At 73.1% G+C, this 23,439-nt stretch carries 23 protein-coding genes; 14 read left to right on the plus strand and 9 right to left on the minus strand.

The genetic code is table 11. From position 1 onward, the window contains the following. The first annotated feature begins 399 nt into the window (after nt 1–399). From AB0C87_RS40940 to argS, 6 genes are all read left to right on the plus strand, one after another. Nucleotides 400–1,125, plus strand: coding sequence for a DUF998 domain-containing protein (locus tag AB0C87_RS40940; RefSeq protein ID WP_353835850.1), 726 nt, complete (start codon nt 400–402; stop codon nt 1,123–1,125). Further along, nucleotides 1,122–2,030: an alpha/beta hydrolase gene (locus tag AB0C87_RS40945; protein ID WP_360581919.1), complete on the plus strand. Its 909-nt coding sequence runs from the start codon at nt 1,122–1,124 to the stop codon at nt 2,028–2,030. Before AB0C87_RS40940 ends, AB0C87_RS40945 begins: the two co-directional genes overlap by 4 nt. Next, nucleotides 2,027–2,398, plus strand: a complete 372-nt coding sequence (locus AB0C87_RS40950; RefSeq protein ID WP_353835852.1) for a hypothetical protein — start codon at nt 2,027–2,029, stop codon at nt 2,396–2,398. The genes AB0C87_RS40945 and AB0C87_RS40950 overlap by 4 nt, the downstream gene beginning before the upstream one ends. Before the next feature lie 102 nt (nt 2,399–2,500). Further along, nucleotides 2,501–2,914 carry a hypothetical protein gene (locus AB0C87_RS40955; protein WP_345173599.1) on the plus strand — a complete coding sequence of 138 codons (414 nt, stop codon included), beginning with the start codon at nt 2,501–2,503 and terminating at the stop codon, nt 2,912–2,914. A gap of 131 nt (nt 2,915–3,045) precedes the next feature. Beyond that, a complete protein-coding gene (gene plsX, locus AB0C87_RS40960; protein ID WP_360581921.1) occupies nt 3,046–4,422 on the plus strand; it encodes a phosphate acyltransferase PlsX in 1,377 nt (458 codons plus the stop codon). A 52-nt stretch (nt 4,423–4,474) separates the two neighbouring features. Beyond that, complete coding sequence (gene argS, locus AB0C87_RS40965; protein WP_345173272.1) at nt 4,475–6,220, plus strand: arginine--tRNA ligase; 1,746 nt, start codon at nt 4,475–4,477, stop codon at nt 6,218–6,220. A 27-nt stretch (nt 6,221–6,247) separates the two neighbouring features. Here the strand turns inward: argS and AB0C87_RS40970 are convergent, their stop codons facing one another. Together AB0C87_RS40970 and AB0C87_RS40975 are read right to left on the minus strand one after the other, a co-directional pair. Further along, complete coding sequence (locus AB0C87_RS40970) at nt 6,248–7,222, minus strand: LLM class flavin-dependent oxidoreductase (RefSeq protein ID WP_353834801.1); 975 nt, start codon at nt 7,220–7,222, stop codon at nt 6,248–6,250. Continuing rightward, nucleotides 7,219–7,464 (minus strand): DUF2630 family protein, encoded by a 246-nt coding sequence (locus AB0C87_RS40975; RefSeq protein WP_360581924.1) that lies wholly within the window; start codon nt 7,462–7,464, stop codon nt 7,219–7,221. The genes AB0C87_RS40970 and AB0C87_RS40975 overlap by 4 nt, the downstream gene beginning before the upstream one ends. Before the next feature lie 29 nt (nt 7,465–7,493). On the opposite strand from AB0C87_RS40975, the gene AB0C87_RS40980 reads away from it, so the two are divergent. After that, nucleotides 7,494–8,462 carry a hypothetical protein gene (locus tag AB0C87_RS40980; RefSeq protein WP_353834800.1) on the plus strand — a complete coding sequence of 323 codons (969 nt, stop codon included), beginning with the start codon at nt 7,494–7,496 and terminating at the stop codon, nt 8,460–8,462. Nucleotides 8,463–8,524: 62 nt separating this feature from the next. Here AB0C87_RS40980 and AB0C87_RS40985 read toward each other — a convergent pair whose 3' ends face one another. The 4 genes from AB0C87_RS40985 to AB0C87_RS41000 all read right to left on the minus strand — a co-directional run bounded on the left by AB0C87_RS40985 (nt 8,525) and on the right by AB0C87_RS41000 (nt 12,497). Then, nucleotides 8,525–9,379, minus strand: coding sequence for an aldehyde dehydrogenase family protein (locus tag AB0C87_RS40985; RefSeq protein WP_360581926.1), 855 nt, complete (start codon nt 9,377–9,379; stop codon nt 8,525–8,527). Further along, nucleotides 9,372–10,802, minus strand: a complete 1,431-nt coding sequence (locus tag AB0C87_RS40990; RefSeq protein ID WP_360581928.1) for an aldehyde dehydrogenase family protein — start codon at nt 10,800–10,802, stop codon at nt 9,372–9,374. The genes AB0C87_RS40985 and AB0C87_RS40990 overlap by 8 nt, the downstream gene beginning before the upstream one ends. 2 nt (nt 10,803–10,804) lie before the next feature. Then, nucleotides 10,805–11,728, minus strand: a complete 924-nt coding sequence (gene deoC / locus AB0C87_RS40995) for a deoxyribose-phosphate aldolase (protein ID WP_345173263.1) — start codon at nt 11,726–11,728, stop codon at nt 10,805–10,807. Nucleotides 11,729–11,828: 100 nt separating this feature from the next. Then, nucleotides 11,829–12,497 (minus strand): SRPBCC family protein, encoded by a 669-nt coding sequence (locus AB0C87_RS41000; protein ID WP_360581930.1) that lies wholly within the window; start codon nt 12,495–12,497, stop codon nt 11,829–11,831. Nucleotides 12,498–12,632: 135 nt separating this feature from the next. On the opposite strand from AB0C87_RS41000, the gene AB0C87_RS41005 reads away from it, so the two are divergent. Together AB0C87_RS41005 and AB0C87_RS41010 are read left to right on the plus strand one after the other, a co-directional pair. Further along, entirely contained in the window at nt 12,633–13,280 is a 648-nt protein-coding gene (locus tag AB0C87_RS41005; protein WP_360581932.1) for a TetR/AcrR family transcriptional regulator, read from the plus strand. 136 nt (nt 13,281–13,416) lie between these two features. Further along, nucleotides 13,417–14,094 carry a GntR family transcriptional regulator gene (locus tag AB0C87_RS41010; protein ID WP_345173259.1) on the plus strand — a complete coding sequence of 226 codons (678 nt, stop codon included), beginning with the start codon at nt 13,417–13,419 and terminating at the stop codon, nt 14,092–14,094. A gap of 21 nt (nt 14,095–14,115) precedes the next feature. On the opposite strand, the gene AB0C87_RS41015 is transcribed toward AB0C87_RS41010, so the two are convergent. The 3 genes from AB0C87_RS41015 to AB0C87_RS41025 are packed head-to-tail and all read right to left on the minus strand — an operon-like array spanning nt 14,116 to nt 16,707. Next, a complete protein-coding gene (locus AB0C87_RS41015; protein WP_360581934.1) occupies nt 14,116–15,201 on the minus strand; it encodes a 4-oxalomesaconate tautomerase in 1,086 nt (361 codons plus the stop codon). After that, a complete protein-coding gene (locus AB0C87_RS41020; RefSeq protein WP_353834794.1) occupies nt 15,198–15,932 on the minus strand; it encodes a 4-carboxy-4-hydroxy-2-oxoadipate aldolase/oxaloacetate decarboxylase in 735 nt (244 codons plus the stop codon). Before AB0C87_RS41020 ends, AB0C87_RS41015 begins: the two co-directional genes overlap by 4 nt. Nucleotides 15,933–15,960: 28 nt before the next feature. After that, nucleotides 15,961–16,707, minus strand: a complete 747-nt coding sequence (locus tag AB0C87_RS41025; protein WP_345173254.1) for a PIG-L deacetylase family protein — start codon at nt 16,705–16,707, stop codon at nt 15,961–15,963. 227 nt (nt 16,708–16,934) lie between these two features. Here AB0C87_RS41025 and AB0C87_RS41030 point away from each other — a divergent pair, with 227 nt between their 5' ends. The 5 genes from AB0C87_RS41030 to AB0C87_RS41050 all read left to right on the plus strand — a co-directional run bounded on the left by AB0C87_RS41030 (nt 16,935) and on the right by AB0C87_RS41050 (nt 23,436). Then, nucleotides 16,935–18,626 carry a hydantoinase B/oxoprolinase family protein gene (locus AB0C87_RS41030; RefSeq protein ID WP_360357915.1) on the plus strand — a complete coding sequence of 564 codons (1,692 nt, stop codon included), beginning with the start codon at nt 16,935–16,937 and terminating at the stop codon, nt 18,624–18,626. Continuing rightward, nucleotides 18,623–20,689, plus strand: a complete 2,067-nt coding sequence (locus AB0C87_RS41035; protein WP_360581937.1) for a hydantoinase/oxoprolinase family protein — start codon at nt 18,623–18,625, stop codon at nt 20,687–20,689. The genes AB0C87_RS41030 and AB0C87_RS41035 overlap by 4 nt, the downstream gene beginning before the upstream one ends. 68 nt (nt 20,690–20,757) lie before the next feature. After that, on the plus strand, nt 20,758–21,534 hold the full coding sequence (locus AB0C87_RS41040) for an urea carboxylase-associated family protein (RefSeq protein ID WP_345173597.1): 777 nt from the start codon (nt 20,758–20,760) through the stop codon (nt 21,532–21,534). Beyond that, complete coding sequence (locus AB0C87_RS41045; RefSeq protein WP_360581939.1) at nt 21,531–22,463, plus strand: transporter substrate-binding domain-containing protein; 933 nt, start codon at nt 21,531–21,533, stop codon at nt 22,461–22,463. The genes AB0C87_RS41040 and AB0C87_RS41045 overlap by 4 nt, the downstream gene beginning before the upstream one ends. Further along, complete coding sequence (locus AB0C87_RS41050; RefSeq protein WP_345173247.1) at nt 22,447–23,436, plus strand: amino acid ABC transporter permease; 990 nt, start codon at nt 22,447–22,449, stop codon at nt 23,434–23,436. The genes AB0C87_RS41045 and AB0C87_RS41050 overlap by 17 nt, the downstream gene beginning before the upstream one ends. The last annotated feature ends 3 nt before the right edge of the window (nt 23,437–23,439 follow it).

Here is a 23,439-nt window from a genome sequence, read left to right on the forward strand (position 1 = left end):
GGAGCCGCGTCGTTCACCAGTGTCACGTGTTGGTACTCCTTGCTGTCAGCGGGGGAAGCGCACCCGGGCGCGCCGCCACGTACCGTGATCAGAACCGCTCGGGCCACCTCATTCAACCGTTTGGGGTGGCTTCATGCCGAATTAGTACCCCCTGTACGTCCCCGACAAAGCCATGGTCAGGACATCCCCGACAAATAGGCTCCGTCATCATCGTTGACGCCTCATGTCTTGTCCAACGGCTACAGGACGTCAACTTCTCCGTCAGCCGCCCCCAAGTCTTCGGCCAGCGGATACTCGGCAAAGAGCGCCCCAGGTCACACACCCGCGGCCGGTTCGGAAATACTGGGGGGCGGGTAGGACCGATCGGCGCGCGGGACCGCGCGCGCGTGAGGGGGCCGGGTGAACGCTGACCACCGGGGCGGGCCGGGTGTCGTCCCCATGCACCTGATCGTTCTCGCGGGGCTGGCCTCGGTCACCTACGCCAGCTTCGTGCTGGAGAACCTCCTCAGCCCCAAGCTGGACTTCTTCAACGGCTATGTGAGCGAGCTCTCGGCCTCCGACCAGCCGTTCCACTTCGTCTACAGCGCCGGCGACCTCATCACCGGCGTCCTGTCGATCCTGGTGGCGGCCGGGACGCTCCGCAAGCTCACCCGCGCGCCCCTCGCCACCGCGGGGTGGGTGTTCCTCGGCCTGTTCGGCGTGTGCGCCATCGGCGACGCGTCCTTCCCCCTGGACTGCGCGCCGAGCCTGGAGACCTGGTGCGCCCTCCGGGAGCGCTCCGAGAACGTGTCGTTCTCCCACGAGTTCCACTCGGTGACCAGCAGCGCCGTGATCGTCTGCGGGGTGGCGGCGCTGCTGCTGCTGTCCCTGGCCGCCCGCCGGTACGGCTGGTGGCCCGCCCTGGCCCGGTGGGGCTGGCTGCTGGCGCTCGCCGAGTCGGTGGCCGCGCTCGGGACGCTGGTGGCGATGTACGCGGGGCAGTGGCTCGGGATCGTCCAGCGCGTCCAGATCGGCATCCTGTGCCTGGGCCTGCTGACCATCGCGTGGGCGCTGTACTCCGACCGGAGGGACGCGGCGCGCGCGGCACGGGGCGCGCTGGACGAGCGGGCGGAGGCCCTTCTGTGAGCGGCACGGACGGCAGGGCGGACGGCGGCGCGGACCTCGGCCCCGGCGAGATCGTGAACGTGGGCCGCGAGCAGGTGCACGTCGTCGAGTCGGGCCCGGCGGACGGGCCGCCACTGCTGCTCAGCTCCGGGCTGGGCGGCGCCTGGTTCGACTGGGAGCCCTCCGTCGCGCTGCTCCGGGAGGACCACCGGGTGATCGTCTACGACCGTCCGGGCCTCGGGCTCAGCCCCGCGGCCGCCGCGCCGCCCTCGCTGCGCCGCGACACCGCCGTCATGGGGGCCCTGGCGGAGCGGGCCGGCCGGCCGGTGACCGTCCTCGCCCACTCGATGGCCGCGTTCGCCGCCGAGGCGCTGGCCAGGACGCGCCACCGGCTCGTGCGGGGCATGGTGCTGCTCGATCCGAGCTACGAGGGCGACGCGTGGGTGCCCGTGCGGCTGGCCGCCGCGCTGGCCCCGCTCGCCGCGGCGGCGGGCGCGGTGCTCGGCGCGACCCGGCTGGCGCGGGTCGCCGGGCCGTTCGGCCGCCGCATGGTCCTCAGGCGCACCAGCCTCCGGGACGACACCGTCCCGGAGGAGGTCGTCCTGTCGGTGTACGGGCGCGGGACGGTCCTCGGCACGGTTCTCGCGGAGGACATGGCCTACCGGGAGATGGCCGCCGACCTGGCGGGTCTCCGCGCGCGGCGCCCCTTCCCGCCCGTCCCGCTGGCCGTGGTGACCGCGCTGGGCGACGTGGACGGCGACGACCGCAAGCGCGCCTGGGCCGAGGCGCACGAGCGGCTCGCCGGGATGACCCCGCACGGCACGCGGATCGAGCTGCCCGACGCCCTGCACATGGTCCCGCTCGACCGTCCCGACGCGGTGGCCGACGCGGTCGCCGGCCTCCGCCGGATGGAGGGGGCGGCATGAGGCGCCTCCCCGCCGCCGTGCTCGCCGTCCTGCTCGCCGTGACGATGTCCGGCTGCAAGGTCATGCAGAGGATCTCCGACGGGGCGTACCGCAACGCCGTCACCGACGGGGTCGTGGACGAACTGGGCGAGCAGGGCATCGAGCTGCGGGAACGCCCGGACTGCAGGTCGCCGGGCCGGGAGACCGACGCGGAGGTGCGCGTCGACTGCACGGCCCTGACCACGACCGGGGAGCCGGTCACCGTGGAGGGCGTGGTCCACGACGCCGACACCGAACGTCCGCGCGAGTCCTACGTGGTGAGCGTCGGCGGGCGCGAGGTGCTCCGCAAGAGCTGCCTCGGCCTCGGCTGCGAGCACCCGAACGGCTGACCGGGCAACGAATCCGCATACGGAACGGAAAATCCGAACACGCAGTGCATACGGGGCCGTACCGTCGGTGACGTAGCGAGTGTGAAGATTCCCAGCGTGAAGATGCCGCGCCTCCGGATCGGCCGCAAGCCGGCCCTGATCCTGGGGTCCGTAGCGCTCCTCGTGATCGCCGCCGTGGGCGGCGGCGCGTTCCTGCTGCTGTCGGGAGGCGAGGAGTTGCAGTACAAGACGCAGGCCGCACTGCGCAGGGCGCTTCCCGTGACGGCCACCGCCGAGCTGCAGAAGCGCGGCGTGCGGCTCGGGGCGCCGCTGCGGTGCGCGGACCTGCCCGGCTGGACGCGGACGAAGATGCGCGTGTCCTGCACCGGCATGACCTCGGACGAGAAGCCGGTCGAGGTCATCGGCAGCGGTGAGCAGGAGTCGCGCCGCAACTACTACACGATCCTCGTGGACGGCCGGCCGGTCGTGGAGAACGCGTCGTGCCTGGGCGCCGACTGCCGCAAGGACGAGGGCTAGGGGCCGTCCCGGCGGCGTGAGGATCGCCACTCCGGGCGTGGGGCGCCGAGGCAGGCGAAAGGACGCCATACGATGCGATGAGCTGCGTTCTTGCGGCCCACCGTGTTTCCTTCCGTCCTCCTGGAGCGGCCATGACCGGCACCGGCGAGCCGTCGCGGCCCGTGACGCCTCGCCCGGCGGAGCCCGGCCCGCCCGAGCGGGCCCCCGCGGCGCCCCGCACCGCACCGTCCAGCACCGGGCCGTCCGGCACCGGGCCGTCCGGCGGCGCCCCGCCTCGCACGAGCCCTGCGCCGCCGCGACCCGCCCCGCCGCCCGGAAGCACCGCGCCGCGCCCGGCGCCGCGCCGTCCCGCGACGGTGCGCCCGCTGCCGATCGCGGTCGACACGATGGGCGGCGACCACGCCCCCGAAGAGATCATCGCGGGGGCGGTGGCCGCGGTCCGCGAGCACGGCGTCCGGCTGGTGCTGGTCGGGCGGGCGGCGCGGATCCGGCGGGAGCTGGACCTGCACGGCGTCCTCGGCACGATCCCCATCGTGAACGCCGACGAGGCCCTGGACATGGGCGAGGGCGCGCTCGCGAGCTGGCGCAAGCCCCGCTCGTCCATCGCGATCGCCTGCCACCTGATCAAGCAGGGCCGGGCGTCGGCGCTGGTCTCGGCGGGCAGCACCGCCGGGGTGGTGGCGACGTCGCGGCTGCGGCTCAAGGGCCAGCAGGGCGTGATGCGCCCGGCGATCGCGGTGGCCCTGCCGACACGGCCGCGCCCCACGATCCTGCTGGACGCGGGCGCCACCGCGGACGTCAAGCCGGAGGGCCTCGTCCAGTTCGCCGCGCTCGGCACCGCGTACGCGCAGATCCTGCTCGGGGTGGACCGGCCGTCGGTGGGCCTGCTCAACATCGGCGCCGAGGCGGGCAAGGGCAACAAGCTCACCAAGCGGGCGCACGAGCTGCTCGCGACGGGCAGCCACGGCATCGAGTTCGCCGGGAACGTGGAGGGCCACGACCTGCTGAGCGGGCGCGTCGACGTCGTCGTCGCCGACGGCTTCACCGGCAACGTCGCGCTCAAGGCCGTGGAGGGCACCGTCGCCACCGCGTTCGCGGAGATCCGCGACGCGATGACCTCCACCCCCGCCGCGCGGATGGGCGCGCTGCTGCAGCGGCGCCGCCTCCAGGACCTGCGCGACCGCCTCGACCCCGACACCTACGGCGGCGGCGTCCTGCTCGGCCTGAACGGGACGGTCGTGATCGCGCACGGCGCCTCCCGGGCCCGCGCCATCACCTCGGCCTGCGACCTGGCGCACCGGCTGGCCGCCGGACGGATCGTCGAGCGGATCCGCGAGCAGGTCGCCGCGACCCGCACGTCCCGCTTCGGACGCTGGACGCACGGCGAGCGCGACGGCGACAGGCCCGCCGACAAGCCGGCGGACCGGCCCGGCGAGAAGGTCCCGGAGGTCCCCTCCCCCGCCGCCGACACCGTCCCCGACCGCACGGAGCCGCCCGCCGGGCACTAGCCCCGCCCAAAACCGATTCCGGGCCCCTCCGCGTCGCCGATAACCTTGGAACATGCCCGATCCGCAACTCGTACTCGCCGCCCGGGTCCAGGCCGCGCTGAGCGCCGCCTTCGGACCGTCGTACGCGGACACCGACCCGGTCATCCGGCCGTCGCAGTTCGCCGACCTTCAGGCCAACGTGGCGCTGCCGCTGGCCAAGAAGCTGGGCCGCAAGCCGCGAGACGTGGCCGAGGAGATCGCGGCGCACCTCGACACGGCGGGGGTCGTGTCGCAGGTGCAGGTCAGCGGGCCCGGGTTCATCAACCTGACGCTCAGCGACGAGTGGATCGCCGGCGAGGCGCAGCGGGCCCTGGAGGACGAGCGGCTCGCCGTCCCCCCCGCCGACAAGCCGCAGAAGGTCGTCGTCGAGTACTCCTCCCCGAACGTGGCGAAGGAGATGCACGTCGGGCACCTGCGGACCACGATCGTCGGCGACGCGATCGCGCGGATCCTGGCGTTCCTCGGGCACGAGGTCGTCCGGGACAACCACGTCGGCGACTGGGGCACCCCGTTCGGCATGCTGATCGAGCACCTGCTCGACCTCGGGGAGGACGCCGCCGCGCGGGACGACTCGTCCGTCAGCGACCTGACCGCGTTCTACCAGGCCGCGCGGGAGAAGTTCGACGGCGACGAGGCGTTCGCCGACCGGTCCCGGCGCAGGGTCGTCGCGCTCCAGGCGGGCGACGCCGAGACGCTGCGGCTGTGGAACGTCCTCGTCGAGGTGTCGAAGCGGTACTTCAACTCCGTCTACGGGCGGCTCGGCGTCACGCTCACCGACGACGACATCAAGGGCGAGAGCTACTACAACGACCTGCTGGCCCCGACCGCCCGGGAGCTGGAGGACAAGGGCATCGCGGTGATCAGCGACGGGGCGCTGTGCGCGTTCCCGCCCGGGTTCACCGGCCGGGAGGGCGAGCCGCTCCCGGTGATCATCCGCAAGAGCGACGGCGGCTACAACTACTCCACCACCGACCTCGCCACGATCCGGTACCGGGTCGACACCGAGCACGTCGACCGGATGATCTACGTGGTCGGGGCGCCGCAGGCGCTGCACTTCCAGATGGTGTTCGCCGTCGCGCGGATGGCGGGCTGGCTGAACGACGAGGTCAGGGCCGAGCACGCGCAGATCGGGAACGTCCTCGGCACCGACGGCAAGATCCTGCGGACCCGGGCCGGCGGCACCGTCAAGCTGGCGGAGCTGCTGGACGAGGCGGTCGAGCGGGCCGGCGCCGTGTTCGACGAGATCCAGCACGACGAGCCGTTCGACGACGCGACCCGGGCCGAGATCGTCCAGGCGGTCGGCATGGGCGCGGTGAAGTACGCCGACCTGTCGGTGGCGCGCGACAGCGAGTACACCTTCGACTTCGACCGGATGATCTCGTTCAACGGCAAGACCGGCCCGTACCTGCAGTACGCGACCGCGCGGATCCGGTCGATCTTCCGGAAGGGCGGCCTGGCCCCCGAGGACGCGACCGGCCCGATCACGCTCGTCCACCCGGCCGAGCGCGCGCTGGCGCTGGAGCTGCTCGGGTTCGGCGCCGTGCTGAAGCAGGCCGGCGAGACCGCCGAGCCGCACCGGCTGGCGAGCTACGTCTACTCGGTCGCCGACGCCTACACGACGTTCTACGAGAACTGCCCGGTGCTGAAGGCCCCCGACGAGCAGACGCGGGCGTCGCGGCTCGCGCTGTGCGCGGCGACGCTGCGCACGCTCGTCACCGGCCTCGACCTCCTCGGAGTCCCCACCCCCGAGCGCATGTGAGACGGGCGCCGGGCGCGGCGCCCCGCGTCACGGCACGCTCGTGCCGCGCGGCGAGGGCTGCCCGGGAAGGGACGGAGCCTGCGGCCGGGCCTCCCCCTGGGCGGGGCCCTGCGCGGGCCCGGCCCGTTCGCGGGTGACCTGCTCGCGGACGGCCGGCACGATCTCCAGGGCGAACACCGGGAGCTGCTCGGGGTCGCCCCCGTACAGGAACGTGTCGACGCCGTGCCCGACGGCCAGCTCGGTCAGCTCGTAGATCCACTGGCGCGGCGGGCCGTGCAGGAAGCCCCGCGACTCCCGCCCGTCGACCTCCCCTTCGAGGACGTAGACGCGGCGGATCTCGCCGGGCCGGCGACCGGCTCTCAGCGCGGCCTCGTCGACGCGGCGCTGCCCGTCCGCGAGCCGCTTCGGCGGGACGAGCGACGACGGCGCGATCCAGCCGTCGGCGACCCTCCCGGCGAGGTCGAGGCCGCGCGGCCCGGTGACGCCGAACCAGATGCCGATCTGGTGCGCGGGCGCCGGGCCCGCCTGCGCCGCCGCGAACCGGTAGTGCTCGCCCGCGAACCGCAGCCCGTTCTGGTCGCTCCAGTGCAGCCGGATGAGCTGCACGGCCTCCTCCAGGGCGCGCCGCGACGCCGCGCCGTCCAGGCGCGGCCCGCCGTAGGCCTCGACGCCGCCCGGCTCCATCCCCGTGCCGAGACCGAGCTCGGCGCGGCCGCCGCTGAGCCGGTCCATCGTCGCGATCGCCTTGGCGAGCGCGGCCGGCGGTCGCAGCGGCAGGCACGCCACCGCGGGCAGCACCCGGATCCGGGACGTGCCGGCCAGCACGGCCGCCATCAGCGCGAGCGCGTCGGCGGTGTCGCGCCGGTACGGCTGGTCGCGGATCCCGAGCAGGTCGAGCCCGAACCGGTCCGCCTCCCGGGCGGTGTGGAGCAGCGGAGCGGAGGCGTCCGGGACGACGGACAGGCCGAACCGCAGCGGGCGCCGCGGCCGGGACGCCGTCATTGCAGGTAGCCTTCGACCTCGTCCGGCGGCCGGACCTCCGCGCCGCCGGGGTCCTCGCCGGCCTCCAGCCTGGCCCGGCGGCGGCGCAGCAGGTCCCAGCACTGGTCGAGCGCGACCTCCAGCCGTTCCAGCCGCCGGTGCTCCTCCTCGCGGTCGAGCTCGTCGCGCTGGTACCGCTCGCGGAGCCGCCGCTCCTCCCCCACGTACTCGTCGATGCGCGCCAGGATGTCCCTCTCGTCCATCGCGGTCTCAGCGCTCGCGGCCGCGGTCGGTGAGCCCGCTCAGGAACCCGCCGTCCGTCCGCGTCGAGTGCTGGAGCGAGTTGGTCTTCGGCTCCACGACGGGCGGTGGCGGCGGCGCCGGCCGCGCGGCGGACGTGCCCGCGGTCGTCGTCCGCGCGGGCGTCCTGCGGGCCGGAGCCGCGGACTTGGCGGTCCCCGATCTGGCCGACCCCTTCGCGGTGCCCGACCTGGTGCTCGCGGTCGTCCGCGACGACGTCGACTTGCGGGCGGCGCTGGCCCTGGACTTGGGCGCGGCCGGCTTGCGGGCCGTCCCGGACGCCTTCGCCGTCCCCGACGTCTTCGCGGTGCCGGACGTCTTCGCCGATGCCGCCGTCCGCGACGTTGCCGCCTTGGACGTGGACCTGCGCGCCGTGGACGACTTCGAGGCGGTCGTCCGGGCCGAGGCCGTCCCGGACCGGCTCGACGCCGCCGTGGTGGACTTGCGGGCCGTGGTCCGGCTCGTGCCGCTCCTGCTCGCCGCCGTGGTCCTCCTCGCCGGCGCGGCGCGGGTCCCCGTCGGCTTGGCGGTGGTGGTGATGACCTTCGCCGCCGCGTCCATCGCCTTCGCGGCGTCGGACATGGCCTTGGTGGCGCTGGTCATCGCCTTGGTCATCGCCGTCATGGCCTTGGCCGACGAGGACGCCTTGGTCGCCACCGACTTCATCTGCGTGGCGGCGGTCTTGGCCTGGCTCGCGGCCTTGGTGACGCGGGTCGCGGCCGCCGACGACGACGCCGACGACCGGCTGGGCGCGGCGGGCTTCCTCGCCGTGCCGCTCCTGGTCGCGGTCGTGCGGCTGGTCGTGGACCGCGACGGCGCCTTCGCCGCCGAGGTCCGTTTCGCCGCCGGCTTCCTGGCGGCAGTGGACTTGGTCGCTGATGTGCTCTTCGTACGGGCGGCCGACCCTCGGCTCGCCGTACGCGATTCGGTCTTGGTAGGCACTGATCTCCCCCCACTGTGATCAGTTACGGGGAGATCTATTCCACACTTCGTGACCCTCTACACACGCCGCGTCATTTCAGCTCAGACGCCCACCGGATGCCAGACGGTCTTGGTCTCCAGAAACGCGGTCATACGTGCGGTTCCCGGCTCATCGGTCCAGTCGCCGCCCGCCGGGAGCAGGACGCGCTTGAGGTTGCCCGCCGCCTTCTCCTCCAGTTCCTGGAGGTGCTCGGGGAGCGCGCCCGCGAGGTCGAGGGCGTTGACGTCCATGTGGGCGGCCAGCCAGGGGGCGATCTCGGTGCGGCGGCCGGTGAGGACGTTGACGACGCCGCCCGGCAGGTCGGAGGTCGCCAGCACCTCGGCGAGGGTGACGGAGGGCAGCGGAGCAGGTTCGGACGCCACCACCACGGCGGTGTTGCCGGACACGATGACCGGGGCCAGGACGGACACCAGGCCGAGCAGCGGCGAGTCGGGCGCGACGACGGCGACGACCCCGGTCGGCTCGGGCGTGGAGAAGTTGAAGAACGGCCCGGACACGGGGTTGGCGGCCCCGGCGACGGCGTCCAGCTTGTCGGCCCAGCCGGCATACCAGACCCAGCGGTCGACGGCGGCGTCCACCTCCGTCCCGGCGGCGCCCTTGGACGCGCCGGCCTGGCGCAGCTCGTCCACGAACTGGTCGCGGCGGCCTTCCAGCATCTCGGCGATCCGGTACAGGATCTGGCCGCGGTTGTAGGCGGTGCGTCCGGACCAGCCGGGGAACGCCTTGCGGGCGGCGACCACGGCGTCGCGGGCGTCCTTGCGGGACGCCTGGGAGGCGTTGGCGAGGAAGCGGCCCTTGGAGTCGGTCACGGGGTAGGACCTGCCGGATTCGGACCGGGGGAAGGCGCCCCCGATGTAGAGCTTGTAGGTCTTGCGCACGGAGAGACGGTCAGGCATTGAGGTAGGCCTCCAGTCCGTGGCGTCCGCCCTCGCGGCCGAACCCCGATTCCTTGTAGCCGCCGAACGGGGAGGCCGGGTCGAACTTGTTGAACGTGTTGGCCCACACCACTCCGGCCCGCAGCCGCTGCGCCGTCCACAGGATCTGCGACCCCTTCTCGGTCCAGATGCCCGCCGACAGCCCGTACGGGGTGTTGTTGGCCTTGGTGACGGCCTCCTCCGGCGTGCGGAACGTCAGCACGGACAGCACGGGCCCGAAGATCTCCTCGCGGGCGATCCGGTGCGACTGCGCCACCCCGGTGAACAGGGTCGGCGCGAACCAGAAGCCCTGGGCCGGCAGCTCGCAGGGCGGCGACCAGCGCTCGGCGCCCTCGGCCTCGCCCGCGTCCGACAGCTCCCGGATCCGCGCGAGCTGCGCGGCGGAGTTGATCGCCCCGATGTCGGTGTTCTTGTCGAGGGGGTCGCCGACCCGCAGCGTCGCCATCCGCGCCTTCAGCCGCTCCAGCACCTCCCCGGCGACCGACTCCTGGACGAGCAGCCGGGACCCGGCGCAGCACACGTGGCCCTGGTTGAAGAAGATCCCGTTGACGATGCCCTCGACGGCCTGGTCGAGGGCGGCGTCCTCGTAGACGATGTTGGCGGCCTTGCCGCCCAGCTCCAGCGTCAGCCTCCTGCCGGTCCCGGCGAGGGTGCGGGCGATCTGCCGGCCGACGTCGGTGGAGCCGGTGAAGGCGACCTTGTCGATCCCCGGGTGCGCGACGAGGGCCGCGCCGGTCTCGCCGGCGCCGGTGACGATGTTGACCACGCCGGGCGGCAGCTCGGCCTGGCGGCAGATGTCGGCGAAGAGCAGCGCCGTCAGCGGCGTCGTCTCCGCCGGCTTGAGCACGACGGTGTTGCCGCACGCCAGCGCGGGGGCGATCTTCCAGGCCAGCATCAGCAGCGGGAAGTTCCACGGGATGACCTGCCCCGCCACCCCGACGGGCCTCGGGTCGGGCCCGAACCCGGCGTGGCGCAGCTTGTCGGCCCAGCCCGCGTAGTAGAAGAACCACGCCGCCGCCAGCGGCACGTCCACGTCCCGCGACTCGCGGATCGGCTTGCCGTTGTCGATCGACTCCAGCACGGCCAGCTCGCGCGCCCGCTCCTGGACGATCCGCGCGATCCGGTACAGGTACTTGGCCCGCTCGGCCCCGGGCATCGGGCCCCAGACCTTGTCGTAGGCGGTGCGGGCGGCCCGCACGGCGCGGTCGACGTCCGCCTCGTCCGCGCAGGCGATGTCGGCCAGGACGGTCTCGTCGGCCGGATTGACGGACTTGAACGGCTCGCCGTGCCCGTCGGTGAAATCGCCGTTGACGAACAGCCCGTAGGAGCCGCGGATGTCGACGACGGACCGGGACTCGGGCGCCGGCGCGTACTCGAAAACCATGATCAGTCCAACGTGAAGTAGTCGGGACCGGAGTACACCCCGGTGGCGAGCTTGCGTCGCTGCATCAGCAGGTCGTTCAGCACCGAGGAGGCCCCGAGCCGGAACCACTCGGGCGCCAGCCAGTCGGGTCCCGCGGTCTCGTTCACCAGCACCAGGTACTTGATCGCGTCCTTGGTGGTGCGGATCCCGCCCGCGGGCTTGACCCCGACCTGCCGCCCGGTCGCGGCCCGGTAGTCGCGGACGGCCTCCAGCATGACCAGCGTCACCGGCAGCGTCGCCGCCGGCGACACCTTGCCGGTGGAGGTCTTGATGAAGTCGGCCCCGGCGCGCATCGCCAGCCAGGAGGCGCGCCGCACGTTGTCGTAGGTGGCCAGCTCGCCGGTCTCCAGGATCACCTTGAGGTGCGCGGTCCCGCAGGCGTCCTTGACCGCGACGATCTCGTCGTGCACCTTGGCGTAGTCGCCGGCCAGGAACGCGCCCCGGTCGATCACCATGTCGATCTCGGCCGCGCCCGCCGCCACCGCCGCCCGGGTGTCGGCCAGCTTGGCCTCCATCGGCGCCCGCCCGGACGGGAAGGCCGTCGCCACGCTCGCGACGCCGATCCCCGTCCCGGCCAGGGCCCGCACCGCGACCTCGACCATGTCGGGGTACACGCAGACCGCCGCCACCGCCGGGACCGAGGCGTCCGCCGGGTCGGGGTGCGCGGCCTTGGCGCACAGGGCCCGCACCTTCCCCGCCGTGTCCGCGCCCTCCAGCGTGGTCAGGTCCACCATCGAGATCGCCAGGTCGATCGCCGCGGCCTTCGCCGACGTCTTGACCGACCGGGTGGCGAGCCGCGCCGCCCGCTCCTCGGCGCCCACCCGGTCCACCCCGGGGAGGCCGTGCAGGAAGGCGCGCAGCTCGGCGGCGCTGTTCAGAGTCTCCATTGACACTCCCCCAGCATCGCCGAACTACGTCCCAGGCACAAAACGGGCGCTCAGCGCAGCGGTCCGGCTCCTCGACGAAGTTCGCCGCCCGGTGGCGCCGTCACCGGCCGTGGCCGGCGCGGGCCTCGGCGGCGGACTTCAGGTCGGCCAGCCAGGCCCGGAGCCCCTGACCGAGGATCTCCGTGGCCCGGGGGACGTCCGCTTCGACCTGGTCGCCGGTCCAGGTCTCCTCGGTGTGCACGCGGACGCCTCCCCTGACCCTGGTGAAGGTCCACAGGTGGACGCCCTCGTCGATGCGGACCCCCTCACCGATCGCGGGCCCGCTCCACAGGACGCAGGTTCCGGGCCGCAGCCGCTGGACGGTGGAGGTGATGGTCAGCGTCGTGGCGGGCGTCGTCGGGGTGGGGGGCGCCGGCGTGGTCCACCGGAACCTCGACCCCTCGCGGAGGGGGCCCGGGTCGAGGCGCTTCATGGACAGGACGGGCTCCTGCCAGTCCGGCCAGCGCTCCACGTCCGCCTGGAGCCCGAAGACGGTGCTCAGCGGCGCCTTGATCAGGATGTCGCTCCGGTAGCGGATGAGGGCGGCGGGATCGACGCCCTCGCCCCGGCACTGCGACCGGCCGCCGCGGTCGGCCGGAGCGGCGTGCGCGGCCGGGACCGCGCCCGCGAGCACGCCCGCGGCGAGCGAGAGCGTGAGCGCGGTCGCGCGGGTCCGCCCCCCGGAACGGAGGCGGCGGACGGACGGGCCCGAGGTGCTGTTGCCGAACATGGTGTCCCCTTCGCTAGAGGTTCGTGCTTTCGTTAGAAGTTATAACCATTCGGGCCGGGCCGCGTCAACGGGCTCGGTGATACCTTCTAACTAATTCTTGGCGGTGTAGCTTCGTCGGCGGAGAGGAGGCCCGTCATGGCGGAGCCGGACACCGGGAGCCCGCGCGGGCGCTACCGGGCGCAGGTGCGTGCGGAGATCAAGGAACGCGCGTGGGAGCAGATCGCCGCGGCGGGCGCGTCCGCGCTCTCCCTCAACGCGATCGCCAAGCGGATGGGCATGAGCGGACCCGCGCTCTACCGCTACTACGCCGGACGCGACGAGCTGATCACCGAACTCGTCCGGGACGCCTACCGGAGCCTCGCCGACACGCTCCGCTCCGCCGCCGAGGCGGGCGCCGGCCTGGCGGGCCTCGCGCACGCCGTGCGCGGCTGGGCCCTCGCCGACCCGCACCGGTACTTCCTCGTCTACGGCACCCCCGTGCCCGGCTACCACGCGCCGGACGACACGACGGCCGTCTCCGACGAGATCATGGCGATCCTGCTCGACGCCTGCGCGGCGCCTTCCGAGGAGGAGCCCGCCACGCCGTTCGAGGCGCACCTGGAGGGCCACCGCGACTGGGCGCGCGGCCATCCGGCCCCGCCGGCGGCCCTGCACCGCGCCCTGACCTTCTGGACCCGCTGCCACGGCGTCCTGTCCCTGGAGCTCGCGGGCCATTTCGCCGGCATGGGCTTCGACCCGGCGCGGCTCTTCGCGGCCGAGGTGGACGGCCTGGCCGCGCACTGACCCGGCGGCCCGGAGGCCCGGGTCGCGGCGCGGGCCTTCCCTGCGCCCTCAGTGTCTGAGAAAGTGGCGCTAATATTGTTGCGAATATAGGCACCCGTCGAGACCCGGCGGGCATCCGGAGGGAGAGTCCCCGTTGGTGTCCCGAAGGAGCGGTCCCGCCGCCGACGACCAGAGCCCGGCGGACCGGCTGCGCGCGCTGATCCTCGCGGGAGAGATGGCCCCGGGGCAGCGGCTGGTGGAGGGCGATCTCGCCGAGCTGCTCCAGGTGAAGCGGTCGGCGGTGCGCACGGCGCTGGTGGAGCTCACCGCCGAGAGGCTCGTCGAGCGGATCAAGAACCGCGGGGCCCGGGTCCGCGTGATCACCGTCGCCGAGGCGATCGCGATGTACGAGTGCCGCATGGTGCTGGAGGGCCTGTGCGCCCGCAAGGCCGCGGAGAACGTCACCGACGACGAGGCCGAGGAGCTGCGCACGATCGGCGCGAGCATGGAGGCGGCCGTCCGGGACGGGGACCCGCTCCGGTACTCGCAGCTGAACGAGCGGCTGCACACCCGGATCCGGGAGATCGCGGCCCAGCCGGTCGCGATGGAGATGCTCGAGGGCATGCACGCGCAGCTCGTCCGGCACCGCTTCCGGCTGGCCCTGCGCCCCGGGCGGCCGGGGCAGTCCCTGCCCCAGCATCTGCGGATCATCGCGACCGTCGCCGCCCGGGACGCCGAGGCCGCCGAGGCGGCCATGCGCGAGCACGTCCTCGATGTGATCAGGGCCCTCGGCGAGGGCGACGAGCTGGCGCTGGGACCGCTCCCGGCCGAGTGAGGCCGCCGGCGGCCGGGCGCCTCAGCCGCGGGGGAACGCCGTCCCGTCGAACAGCTTGCGCGCCGTCCGCACGACGCCGCTGCGCCGCACTGCCGGCGGTTCGGCGGCCGGATCGACGTCCACCTCGATCACCAGGTGCCCCGTCGGGTGCTCGACGTCCACGCGGGTGCCGCCGGTCGGCCAGGACGCGGTGAGGTCGTGGCCGACGGCGCCGGGCAGGCGGACGGCGGTCACGGCGGAGATGGCGCCCAGCACGCCGATCGCGGTGTGCGGGGTGACGGGGATGAACGTCCGGGTGGCGAGCATGCCGCCGTCCCTCGGCTCGGCCACGAGCGTGGTCTTCGGGACGGACGAGGCGGTGACGTCCCCCAGCCCCATCAGCGCACCGGCCCGGATCCGCAGCCGGTCGACGCGTTCCAGCAGCCGCCGGTCGGCGGCCAGTTCAGCGTGGGACTCGTGGCCGCTCAGGCCGAACGACGCGGCGGCGGCGACGACCACCGGCATGCCGTTGTCGACGCAGGTGACGGGGATCCCGTCGACCACGTCCCGCACGCCGCCCGTGGGAAGCAGCCGGCCGGTCGCCGACCCGACGGTGTCGGCGAACTCCAGCACCACCGGCGCCGCCGTCCCCGGGACGCCGGCGATCGCGGTGCCGCCGGCGTACCGCACGACGCCTCCCGGAGTGGGGAAGCGCGTGCGGGCCACGCTGCCGGAGTTGACCATGCGGATGCGCACCACGGTCTCCGGGTCGCCGGCCGGAACGAGCCCTCGCTCCACGGCGAACTGCCCCACCCCGGCCAGGAGGTTGCCGCAGTTCTGCCGATCGCTGACCACGGCCTCGTCCACACCCACCTGGAGGAAGAGGTAGTCGACGTCGACGCCGGGACGGGTGGAGCGCGAGACGACCGCGACCTTGCTGGTCAGGGACGTCGCCCCGCCCAGCCCGTCGATCTGCCGGGGGTCGGGGGCGCCCATGACGCGCAGCAGCAGATCGTCCCGTTCGGCGGCCTCGCCGGGAAGGTCCCCGGCGAGGAAGTACGCGCCCTTGGACGTGCCCCCGCGCAGGAGCATGCAGGGCACGCCGCCGTCCGCCGTTCCCGCCGTCACCGGGCGCTCCCCGTCGCCCGGTCCTCGGCCGCGCGCTCCGCGGCGTACTCCCGGGCGGTGACGTAGCGAACGCCGAGCCGGACGAGCGTGGCCCGCAACCCGTACCGGTCCAGACCGAGTTCGCCCTCCCGGAAGGCGGCGCGTGTGGCCTCCTCCTTCTCCGCGCGAGCCCGGGACGCCGCCAGCGCCCGGTCGACCGCGGTCCGGGGGACGCACACCACTCCGTCGTCGTCGGCCAGGACGGCGTCCCCCGGGCGGATCGTCTGCCCGCCGATGACGACGGGCGTGTTGACGGATCCGGCGGTGGCCTTGACGGATCCCTGGGCGCTGACCGCGGCGGACCACACGGGGAAGCCGATGCGGTGCAGGTCGTCGACGTCGCGGACCCCGGTCGCGGTGACCAGTCCGCGCACCCCCCGCTTCATCAGCGCGGTGGCGAAGAGCTCGCCGAACAGGCCGTCCGCGCAGTGCGAGGTCGTCGCGACGACCAGGACGTCGCCGGGGCGGCACTGCTCGACCGCGGCGTGGATCATGAGATTGTCGCCGGGCCAGCAGAGCGCGGTGACGGCCGTCCCGCCGATGCGCGAGCCGAGGTGCACCGGCCGGATGCCCGGCCCGAGGTATCCGGCGCGGCCCAGCGCCTCGTGGACGGTGGCCACGCCGTGGGCGGCCAGCGCGTCGACCCGGTCCAGCGGCGCGCGCGGCGGGTCGGTGACGATCACCTTCTCCATCAGGACTCCTCCCGGATCCGGCCGCCGCTCATGCCAGCGCCCCCGTGACCTGCGGGTAGAGCCGCGTGTAGGCCTCGCCCATCGTGGCGTGGGGCAGGCCGAGGTTCGGCCCCGCGTTCCGCTTCAGCTGCACGCCGCGCCGCCGGGCGAGATCGGTGTAGTAGTCCCACATGTGCTGCTGGGCGGGCAGGCACTCCATCGCGGCGCGCTTGCGCTCGAACGTGGACGTGATGTCGAGCAGGACGTCGGGACGGAACTCGCACATCTCCGGCTGGTGCGGTTCGAAGCAGAACACCGGCGGGGCGCCGAGGGGGTCGCCCGGCGCGTCGTACCCGATCGCCTGGGCGAGCACGCGCGCCTGCAGGGCCATGCGGGCGGCGGCCGGGTGATCGCCGTTGTAGGGGTCCGCGAGCGTGTGGGTCAGGACGACGCTCGGGGCCACGTCGCGGTAGACGCGGACGAGGCGGTCGACCAGCTCGGGGGTCTCCCGCAGGGGGTAGTCGCCGGCGTCGAGGAAGACGACCTCCGCGCCGAGGGCCTTCGCGGCGTTCTCGGCCTCGGCGCGCCGGATCTCCTTGATCTCGTCCAGCTGCCTGCCCTCGCGCCAGGCGCGGGCGGACTCCCCGCGCTCGCCGTAACTCAGGCAGACGACGGTGGCTCTCTCGCCCCGTTCGGCGGCCAGCGCGATCGCGCCGCCCGCGCGCCAGACGAAGTCGCCGGCGTGGGCGCTGACGACCAGGAGCGATGCCGGGCTCTCCGGTGGACGTGTGGACATGCTCTACCTCATCTCTGGGGGCTCCTCGCCCGCCGACCCGGCAGGTCGCTTCGGGGGTGCGGCGGGGGCGCGTCGAGTGGCGGGCCGCCTTCAGCATGTGAGGTGCCCGACGGATTGTCAACAATCTGGGTGCACAAAATTGTTCGCCAGAATAGTTGACAGCGCGGCGGGGGCGCGCCAACCATAGGGCCACCCACCTTTACCCAGGTCAACGGAGGGAGTGGGCTATGACCGCAGTCGACATCGGCGCCGCCGACGAGGAGCTGGCGCCCTCTGCGCGCATCGACCCGATCACACTGGAGATCCTCTGGAGCCGGCTGATCGCCATCGCCGACGAGGCCGCGACGACCCTGAAACGGACGGCCTTCTCGCCCATCGTCACGGAGTCCAACGACTTCGCCTGCGTCGTCTTCGACGCCCGCGGCAACGCGATCGCCGAGAACACCATCGGCATCCCCAGCTTCAACATGACGATGGGCGTGACCCTCGCGGAGATGCTCGCCTGGCGCCCCGCCGACCAGTGGCGTCCCGGCGACGTCGCCTGCACGAACAACCCCTGGATCACCTCCGGGCACCTGCCCGACGTGACGGTCATCGCCCCGGTCTTCCGGGAGGGCCGCCTCCTCGGCTGGACCGGCAGCATCGCCCACATGGCCGACATCAGCGGCGCCCTCTGGTCCGCCGACACCCGCTCGGTCTACGAGGAGGGCATGTTCATCCCGCCGATGCTGCTCATCGAGCAGGGCGAGCTCAACGAGACGCTGCTGAGGATCCTGCGGGCGAACCTGCGCATGCCGGTCGAGGTGGTGGGGGACCTGATGGCGCAGGTCACCGCCGGCAGAACCGCCGCCCAGCGCCTGGTCGAGTTCGCCGACGAGACCGGCGTCGACTCCCTCGACGAGATCTCCGGCGAGATCTGCCGGCTCTCCGAGCGGTCGATGCGCCGGGCCGTGGCCGCGATTCCCGACGGGACCTACCGCGCCGGCCACGACCTCGACGGGACGATGGACGGGGAGGCCGTCCACCTGGAGGTCGCCGTCACCGTCCGGGGCGACGCCATGACGGTCGACTACACCGGCACCTCCCCCGAGGTGACGCGGGCGCTCAACGTGGTCAAGCCGTACACCGACGCGTACACCTGTTACCCGCTCAAGTGCGTGCTCGACCCGAACACCCCGCGCGCCGAGGGCTCCTACCGCTGCATCACCGTCTCGGCCCCCGAGGGCTCGATCCTCAACCCGCGCTACCCCGCGCCGGTCAACGCCCGCCAGCTCGTCGGCCACTGCCTGGCCATCACCCTCTACAAGGCCCTGGCGCCCGTCATCCCCGACCGGGTGATCGCCGAGTCGGGCAGCGCGCCGTCGCTGCGCGCCGTGATCTCGGGCCCGCGCGACGAGTCCGGGAGGCAGTTCACCGCCATCCCGTTCATCAACGGCGGCATGGGGGCCCGCCCGGTCGCCGACGGCCTGTCGACGACGTGCTTCCCCTCGAACATCGAGGCCGGCTCCATGGAGGCCCTGGAGGCCACCGCCCCGCTGCGGATCCGGCGCAAGGAGCTCCTCCCCGACTCCGGCGGAGCGGGGAAGTACCGCGGCGGTCTCGGGCAGAACGTCGAGATCGAGCTGCTCGCCCCCGGCGAGTGCACGCTGTCCCTCTTCGTGGAACACGTCCGCAACCGCCCCGAGGGCATTCTCGGCGGCCACGCGGGCGGGGCCTCCCGGGTGACGGTCAACGGCCGCGGCGACGGCTTCCCGCTCAAGGGACGCAGCAGGATCCGTCCGGGAGACCGGATCAACATCGACTATCCGGGCGGCGGCGGTTACGGCGACCCGGCCGAGCGCGACCGCGACGCCGTCCGGGCCGACGTCCACGCCGGACTCGTCTCGGAGACCGCGGCCCGGGAGGTCTACGGACTGTGAACGACATCCAGGTCCCCAGAATCGCCGGCGTCGACGTCGGCGGAACCTTCACCGACATCGCCGTCCACGACCCCGTCCGCGGCGTGGTGGAGGTGCACAAGCTCCCCACCACCCCGGACGACCCGACCGACGCCATCATCGACGGCCTGAACGCCCTCGGCGGGGCCCCGCTCGTCGTGCACGGCACCACCCTCGTCACCAACGCCCTGATCGAGCGCCGCGGCGCCCCGACCGGACTGATCACCACCACCGGGTGGCGCGACGTCCTCGAGATCGCCAACGAGCTGCGCTACGACACCTTCGACCTCTTCCTGCGCCGCGCCGAGGCGCTGGTGCCCCGGCACCTGAGGCTGACGGTGGACGGGCGGATCGGAGCCGACGGCTCCGAGGTCGAGCCGCTCGACGAGGACGCGGTGCGCGAGGCCGGCCGCCGGCTCCTCGACCAGGGCGTGCAGGCGGTCGCCGTCGGGTTCATCAACTCCTACCGCAACGGGGTGCACGAGCGGCGCGCGGTCGAGATCCTGCGCGAGGCGTTCCCCGAGCTCACCGTCTGCGCCTCCGCCGACGTGGCGCCCGAGATCCGGGAGTACGAGCGGTTCTCCACCGCGGCCGCCAACGCCTTCGTGCAGCCGCTGGCCACCCGGTACCTGCGGCGGCTCGCCGACCGGCTCGGCACCCCACCGATGATCATGCTGTCGGACGGCGGCATCACCACGGCCCGCGCCGCCTCCGAGCGCCCGATCGCCCTGGTCGAGTCCGGACCGGCCGCCGGCGCCATGGCCGCCGCCCACATGGCGACGACCTGCGGCTTCGAGGACGTCGTCGCGTTCGACATGGGCGGCACGACCGCGAAGGTCTCCCTGGTCCACGACGGCGCGCCCGCGCGCACCCACCTGATGGAGGTGGCCCGCGCCCACCGCTTCAAGCGGGGCAGCGGGTTCCCCGTCCGGGTGCCGACCGTCGACCTCATCGAGATCGGCGCCGGCGGCGGCAGCGTCGCCTGGGTCGACGACCTCGGGCTGCTCAAGGTCGGCCCGCGCAGCTCCGGCGCCGTCCCCGGCCCCGCCTGCTACGGCAAGGGCGGCATCGAGCCCACCGTCACCGACGCGGACCTGGAGCTCGGCTACCTGGCGCCGGACAGCTTCCTCGGCGGCGCCATGACGCTGGACACCGCCGCCGCGGGACGGGCCCTGGACCTGCTGGCCGCCCGCCTGCGCACCGACAGGCGCACCACGGCCGCCGGCATCGCCGACGTCGTCAACAACGCCATGGCGACCGCGGCCCGCCTCTACATCTCCGAGCAGGGGCGCGACCCGCGCCGCTACCGGATGGTCGCCTTCGGCGGGGCCGGGCCCGTGCACGCCTACGACGTCGCCCGCCTCCTCCACATCGGCGAGGTCGTCTTCCCGCGCGGGGCCGGCGTCGCGTCCGCGATCGGCATGCTGGTGGCGCCCCGCGCCGTCGAGTGCACGACGTCGCTGGTCGTCCCCCTCGACGAGCCGGACTGGAACGCCGTGGACGCCGTCCTGAAGGAACTGGAGAGCCAGGCGCGGGCACAGCTCGACGAGGCGGACGTCGACCCCGCGGACGTCAGGCTGGAGGCCGCCGCCGACATGCGGTACGTGGGCCAGGGATACGAGCTGACGGTGCCGATCCCGCTCGACGTCGTCCGCGACCACGACACGGCCGGCCTGGTCGAAGCCTTCGAGACCGAGTACCGCGCCCGGTTCGACCGGGTCCTCAAGGGCATGCCCGCCCAGGTCATCTCCTGGCGGCTGCGCGCGCTCTCCTCGCCCGTGGTGAGGACCGTGGAACTCGCCACCGGCGCCGCCGCGCACTCCGCGGCCCCCCTCGGCACCCGCCCCGCGTACTTCGCGGAAGTCGGCGACTACACCGACACGCCGGTGTACCGCCGCGTCGACCTCGCCCCGGGCAGCACCGTCGCCGGGCCCGCGCTGATCGAGGAGACGGAGTCGACGGTCGTCGTCGGCCCCTCCGGATCCGTCCGGGTCGACGACATGGGCAATCTCGTCATGACCATCACGAGCGGAGACGGCGAATGACCACCTCTCAGCGCCCCGAGCCGATCTATCCGGCCGGCATCCTGCCGAGCAAGTACACCGACACCGCGATGTACGAGGCGATCGGCGAGGCGACCGACCGCCGCACCCTCGTCGAGGAGTTCACCCTCCCCATCCGCACGGGGAAGGCGTGGCGCGTCGAGGCGGGCCAGGTCTGCCGGGTGTCGACGCCCGAAGGCCCGCAGGTCGGCGACTTCAACTTCTTCAACGCGGACAACCCGCGCGAGCGGTTCTGGGCCGCGCGCACCCGCCAGATCCAGGGCACGCACGTCACGACCGGCGACCGCCTGTGGTCCTGCCTGCCCTACCTGCGGCCGATGCTGACGATCACCGGTGACAGCGTCGCCTACGGCGTCGACGAGTACGGCGGCGGCTGCCACGACCTGCTCGGCTCCCGCTGCGACCCGCACATGAAGAAGCTGCTGACCGGCGAGGACGTGGACGACCACTGCCACACGAACCTCGTCTCCGCCGTCGAGCCGTTCGGGCTGGGCGAGATGGACGTGCACGACGTCCTGAACGTCTTCCAGCTGACGGGGCTGGTCGACGGCAAGTACTACACCGCGGCGTCCCCCGCGAAGCCCGGCGACCACATCGAGTTCCTCGCCGAGATCCCGCTGCTGTGCGCGCTGTCGAACTGCCGCGGCGGCGACCTCTCCCAGCCCCGCTGGGGACCGGGCGCGCAGGACACCACCGAGCACTGCCGCCCCCTGCACATCGAGATCTTCGACCTCGACCCGTCCCTGCTGGACGGCTGGACCACGCCCGAGCCGTCCACCTACGGCGGGCCCCAAGGACACGGCACGACCCGAACGAGGACCCCATGAACGTACTGCGACACTCTCGACGTGACCGCGCGCTGCTCCTGGCCGCCTCGGCGGCGGTGGCCCTGACGGCCTGCGGGGTCACCTCCGCCGAGGACGGCAAGGGACCCGACACCGGGGCGGCCCTCAAGATCGACGCGATCGCCGTCGACAAGAAGGCGCAGGCCGAACTGCCGGAGGCGCTGAGGAAGTCCGGCACCCTGAAGGTGGCGAGCGAGCTCGACTGGCCGCCGTTCTCCTACAAGGACGACAGCGGGCAGACCACGGGCATCGACGTCCTCATGGTCCAGGCGATCGGCAGGAAGCTCGGCCTGAAGACCAGCATCGCCGACCTCGGCGCCGACACCATCATCCCCAGCGTGCAGAACGGCCGCTACGACGTGGCGGTCAGCCAGCTCGTCACCACGCCCGAACGGCTCCGGGCGGTGAACTTCGTCGACTACATCCAGAACACGCTGGGGATCATCCAGCACAAGGACTACTCCCCCCAGGTCACCCCCGCCGACATGTGCGGGAAGACGTTCTTGGGCACCCAGGGGACCGGGCCCCTCGACTTCACGCGGCAGTACTCCGAGAAGGAATGCGTCGCCAAGGGCAAGCCCAAGATGACGATCCACGTCTTCGACAAGAGCGCGGCCACGATCCTCGCCGTGGGCAACAAGCGCGGCGTCTTCCTCACCAACCGCGCGGTGGGCGAGTACGTGGCGGCCACCTCGGGCAACGGCCTGGTGATGGGCAAGGAGACGATCCCCGGGTCCCGCACCCTCTCGGGGATCGCGTACTCCAAGAAGCAGCCCGAAGTCGGGAAGGCCGTGCAGGCGGCGCTGCTGTCCCTGATGAACGACGGCACGTACCAGAAGATCCTCGAAAGGTGGAAGGTCACCGACCAGGCCCTCAAGACGAGCGAGATCCGCAATGAAACCGGGTCCTGACGTCGCGCGGCCGGCCGCCTCCGGCGGGGGGCGGCCGAACCGCCCCCGCGCCCACGAGGTCGTCCCGCACCCCGATCCGAGCGAGGCGACGCCGGTCGAGGCCGGCCGCGCCCGGGAACCGGGCAACTGGATCGCGTGGCTCCTCGTGGCCTTCGTGGCGGTGTGGCTGACCCACGCCCTGTTCACCAATCCCGGATTCGAATGGGACGTCGTCGGCGAGTACCTCTTCGCCCCCGAGATCCTCAAGGGCACCGCCGTCACGGCGCAGCTCGTCGCCCTGTCGATGCTCATCGCCATCGCGCTGGGGATCGTCCTCGGCGTGATGCGCCTGTCGAACAACTCGGCGGCCTACCTCGCCTCGAGCGCCTACGTCTGGTTCTTCCGCGGCACGCCCGTGCTGGTCCAGCTGATCTTCTGGTACAACATCGCGACGCTCTACCCGCACTTCAAGCTGGGCGTCCCCTTCGGGGGACCGGAGTTCGCCGCCGTCGACAGCAACCGGGTGATGACGTCCTTCACCGCGGCCGTGATCGGGCTGAGCCTCAACGAGGCGGCGTACTACGCCGAGATCGTCCGCGCGGGCATCCTCTCGGTCGACCGGGGGCAGACCGTCGCCGCCAAGGCGCTCGGCTTCACCCCCGTCCAGGTCGTCCGGCGCATCGTGCTCCCGCAGGCGATGCGGGCGATCGTCCCGCCCACCGGCAACCAGATCATCGCCATGCTCAAGTACTCGGCCCTCGCGAGCGTCATCGCGGTGCCCGAGCTCCTGCACTCCGCCCAGACCATCTACAACCGCACGTTCGGCACGATCCCCCTGCTCATCGTCGCCTCGATCTGGTACCTCGTCCTCGTCACCGTCCTGTCGATCGGCCAGCGCTACGTGGAGCGGTACTTCTCACGCGGTCACCTCGACGACGGCGTCGACCGCTTCGCCGCCCTCAAGCGGCGCATGCCCATTCTGCGGAAGATCTAGGAG

This window comes from Actinomadura sp. NPDC048021, assembly GCF_040653135.1.
Classification (GTDB): Bacteria; Actinomycetota; Actinomycetes; order Streptosporangiales; family Streptosporangiaceae; genus Spirillospora; species Spirillospora verrucosospora.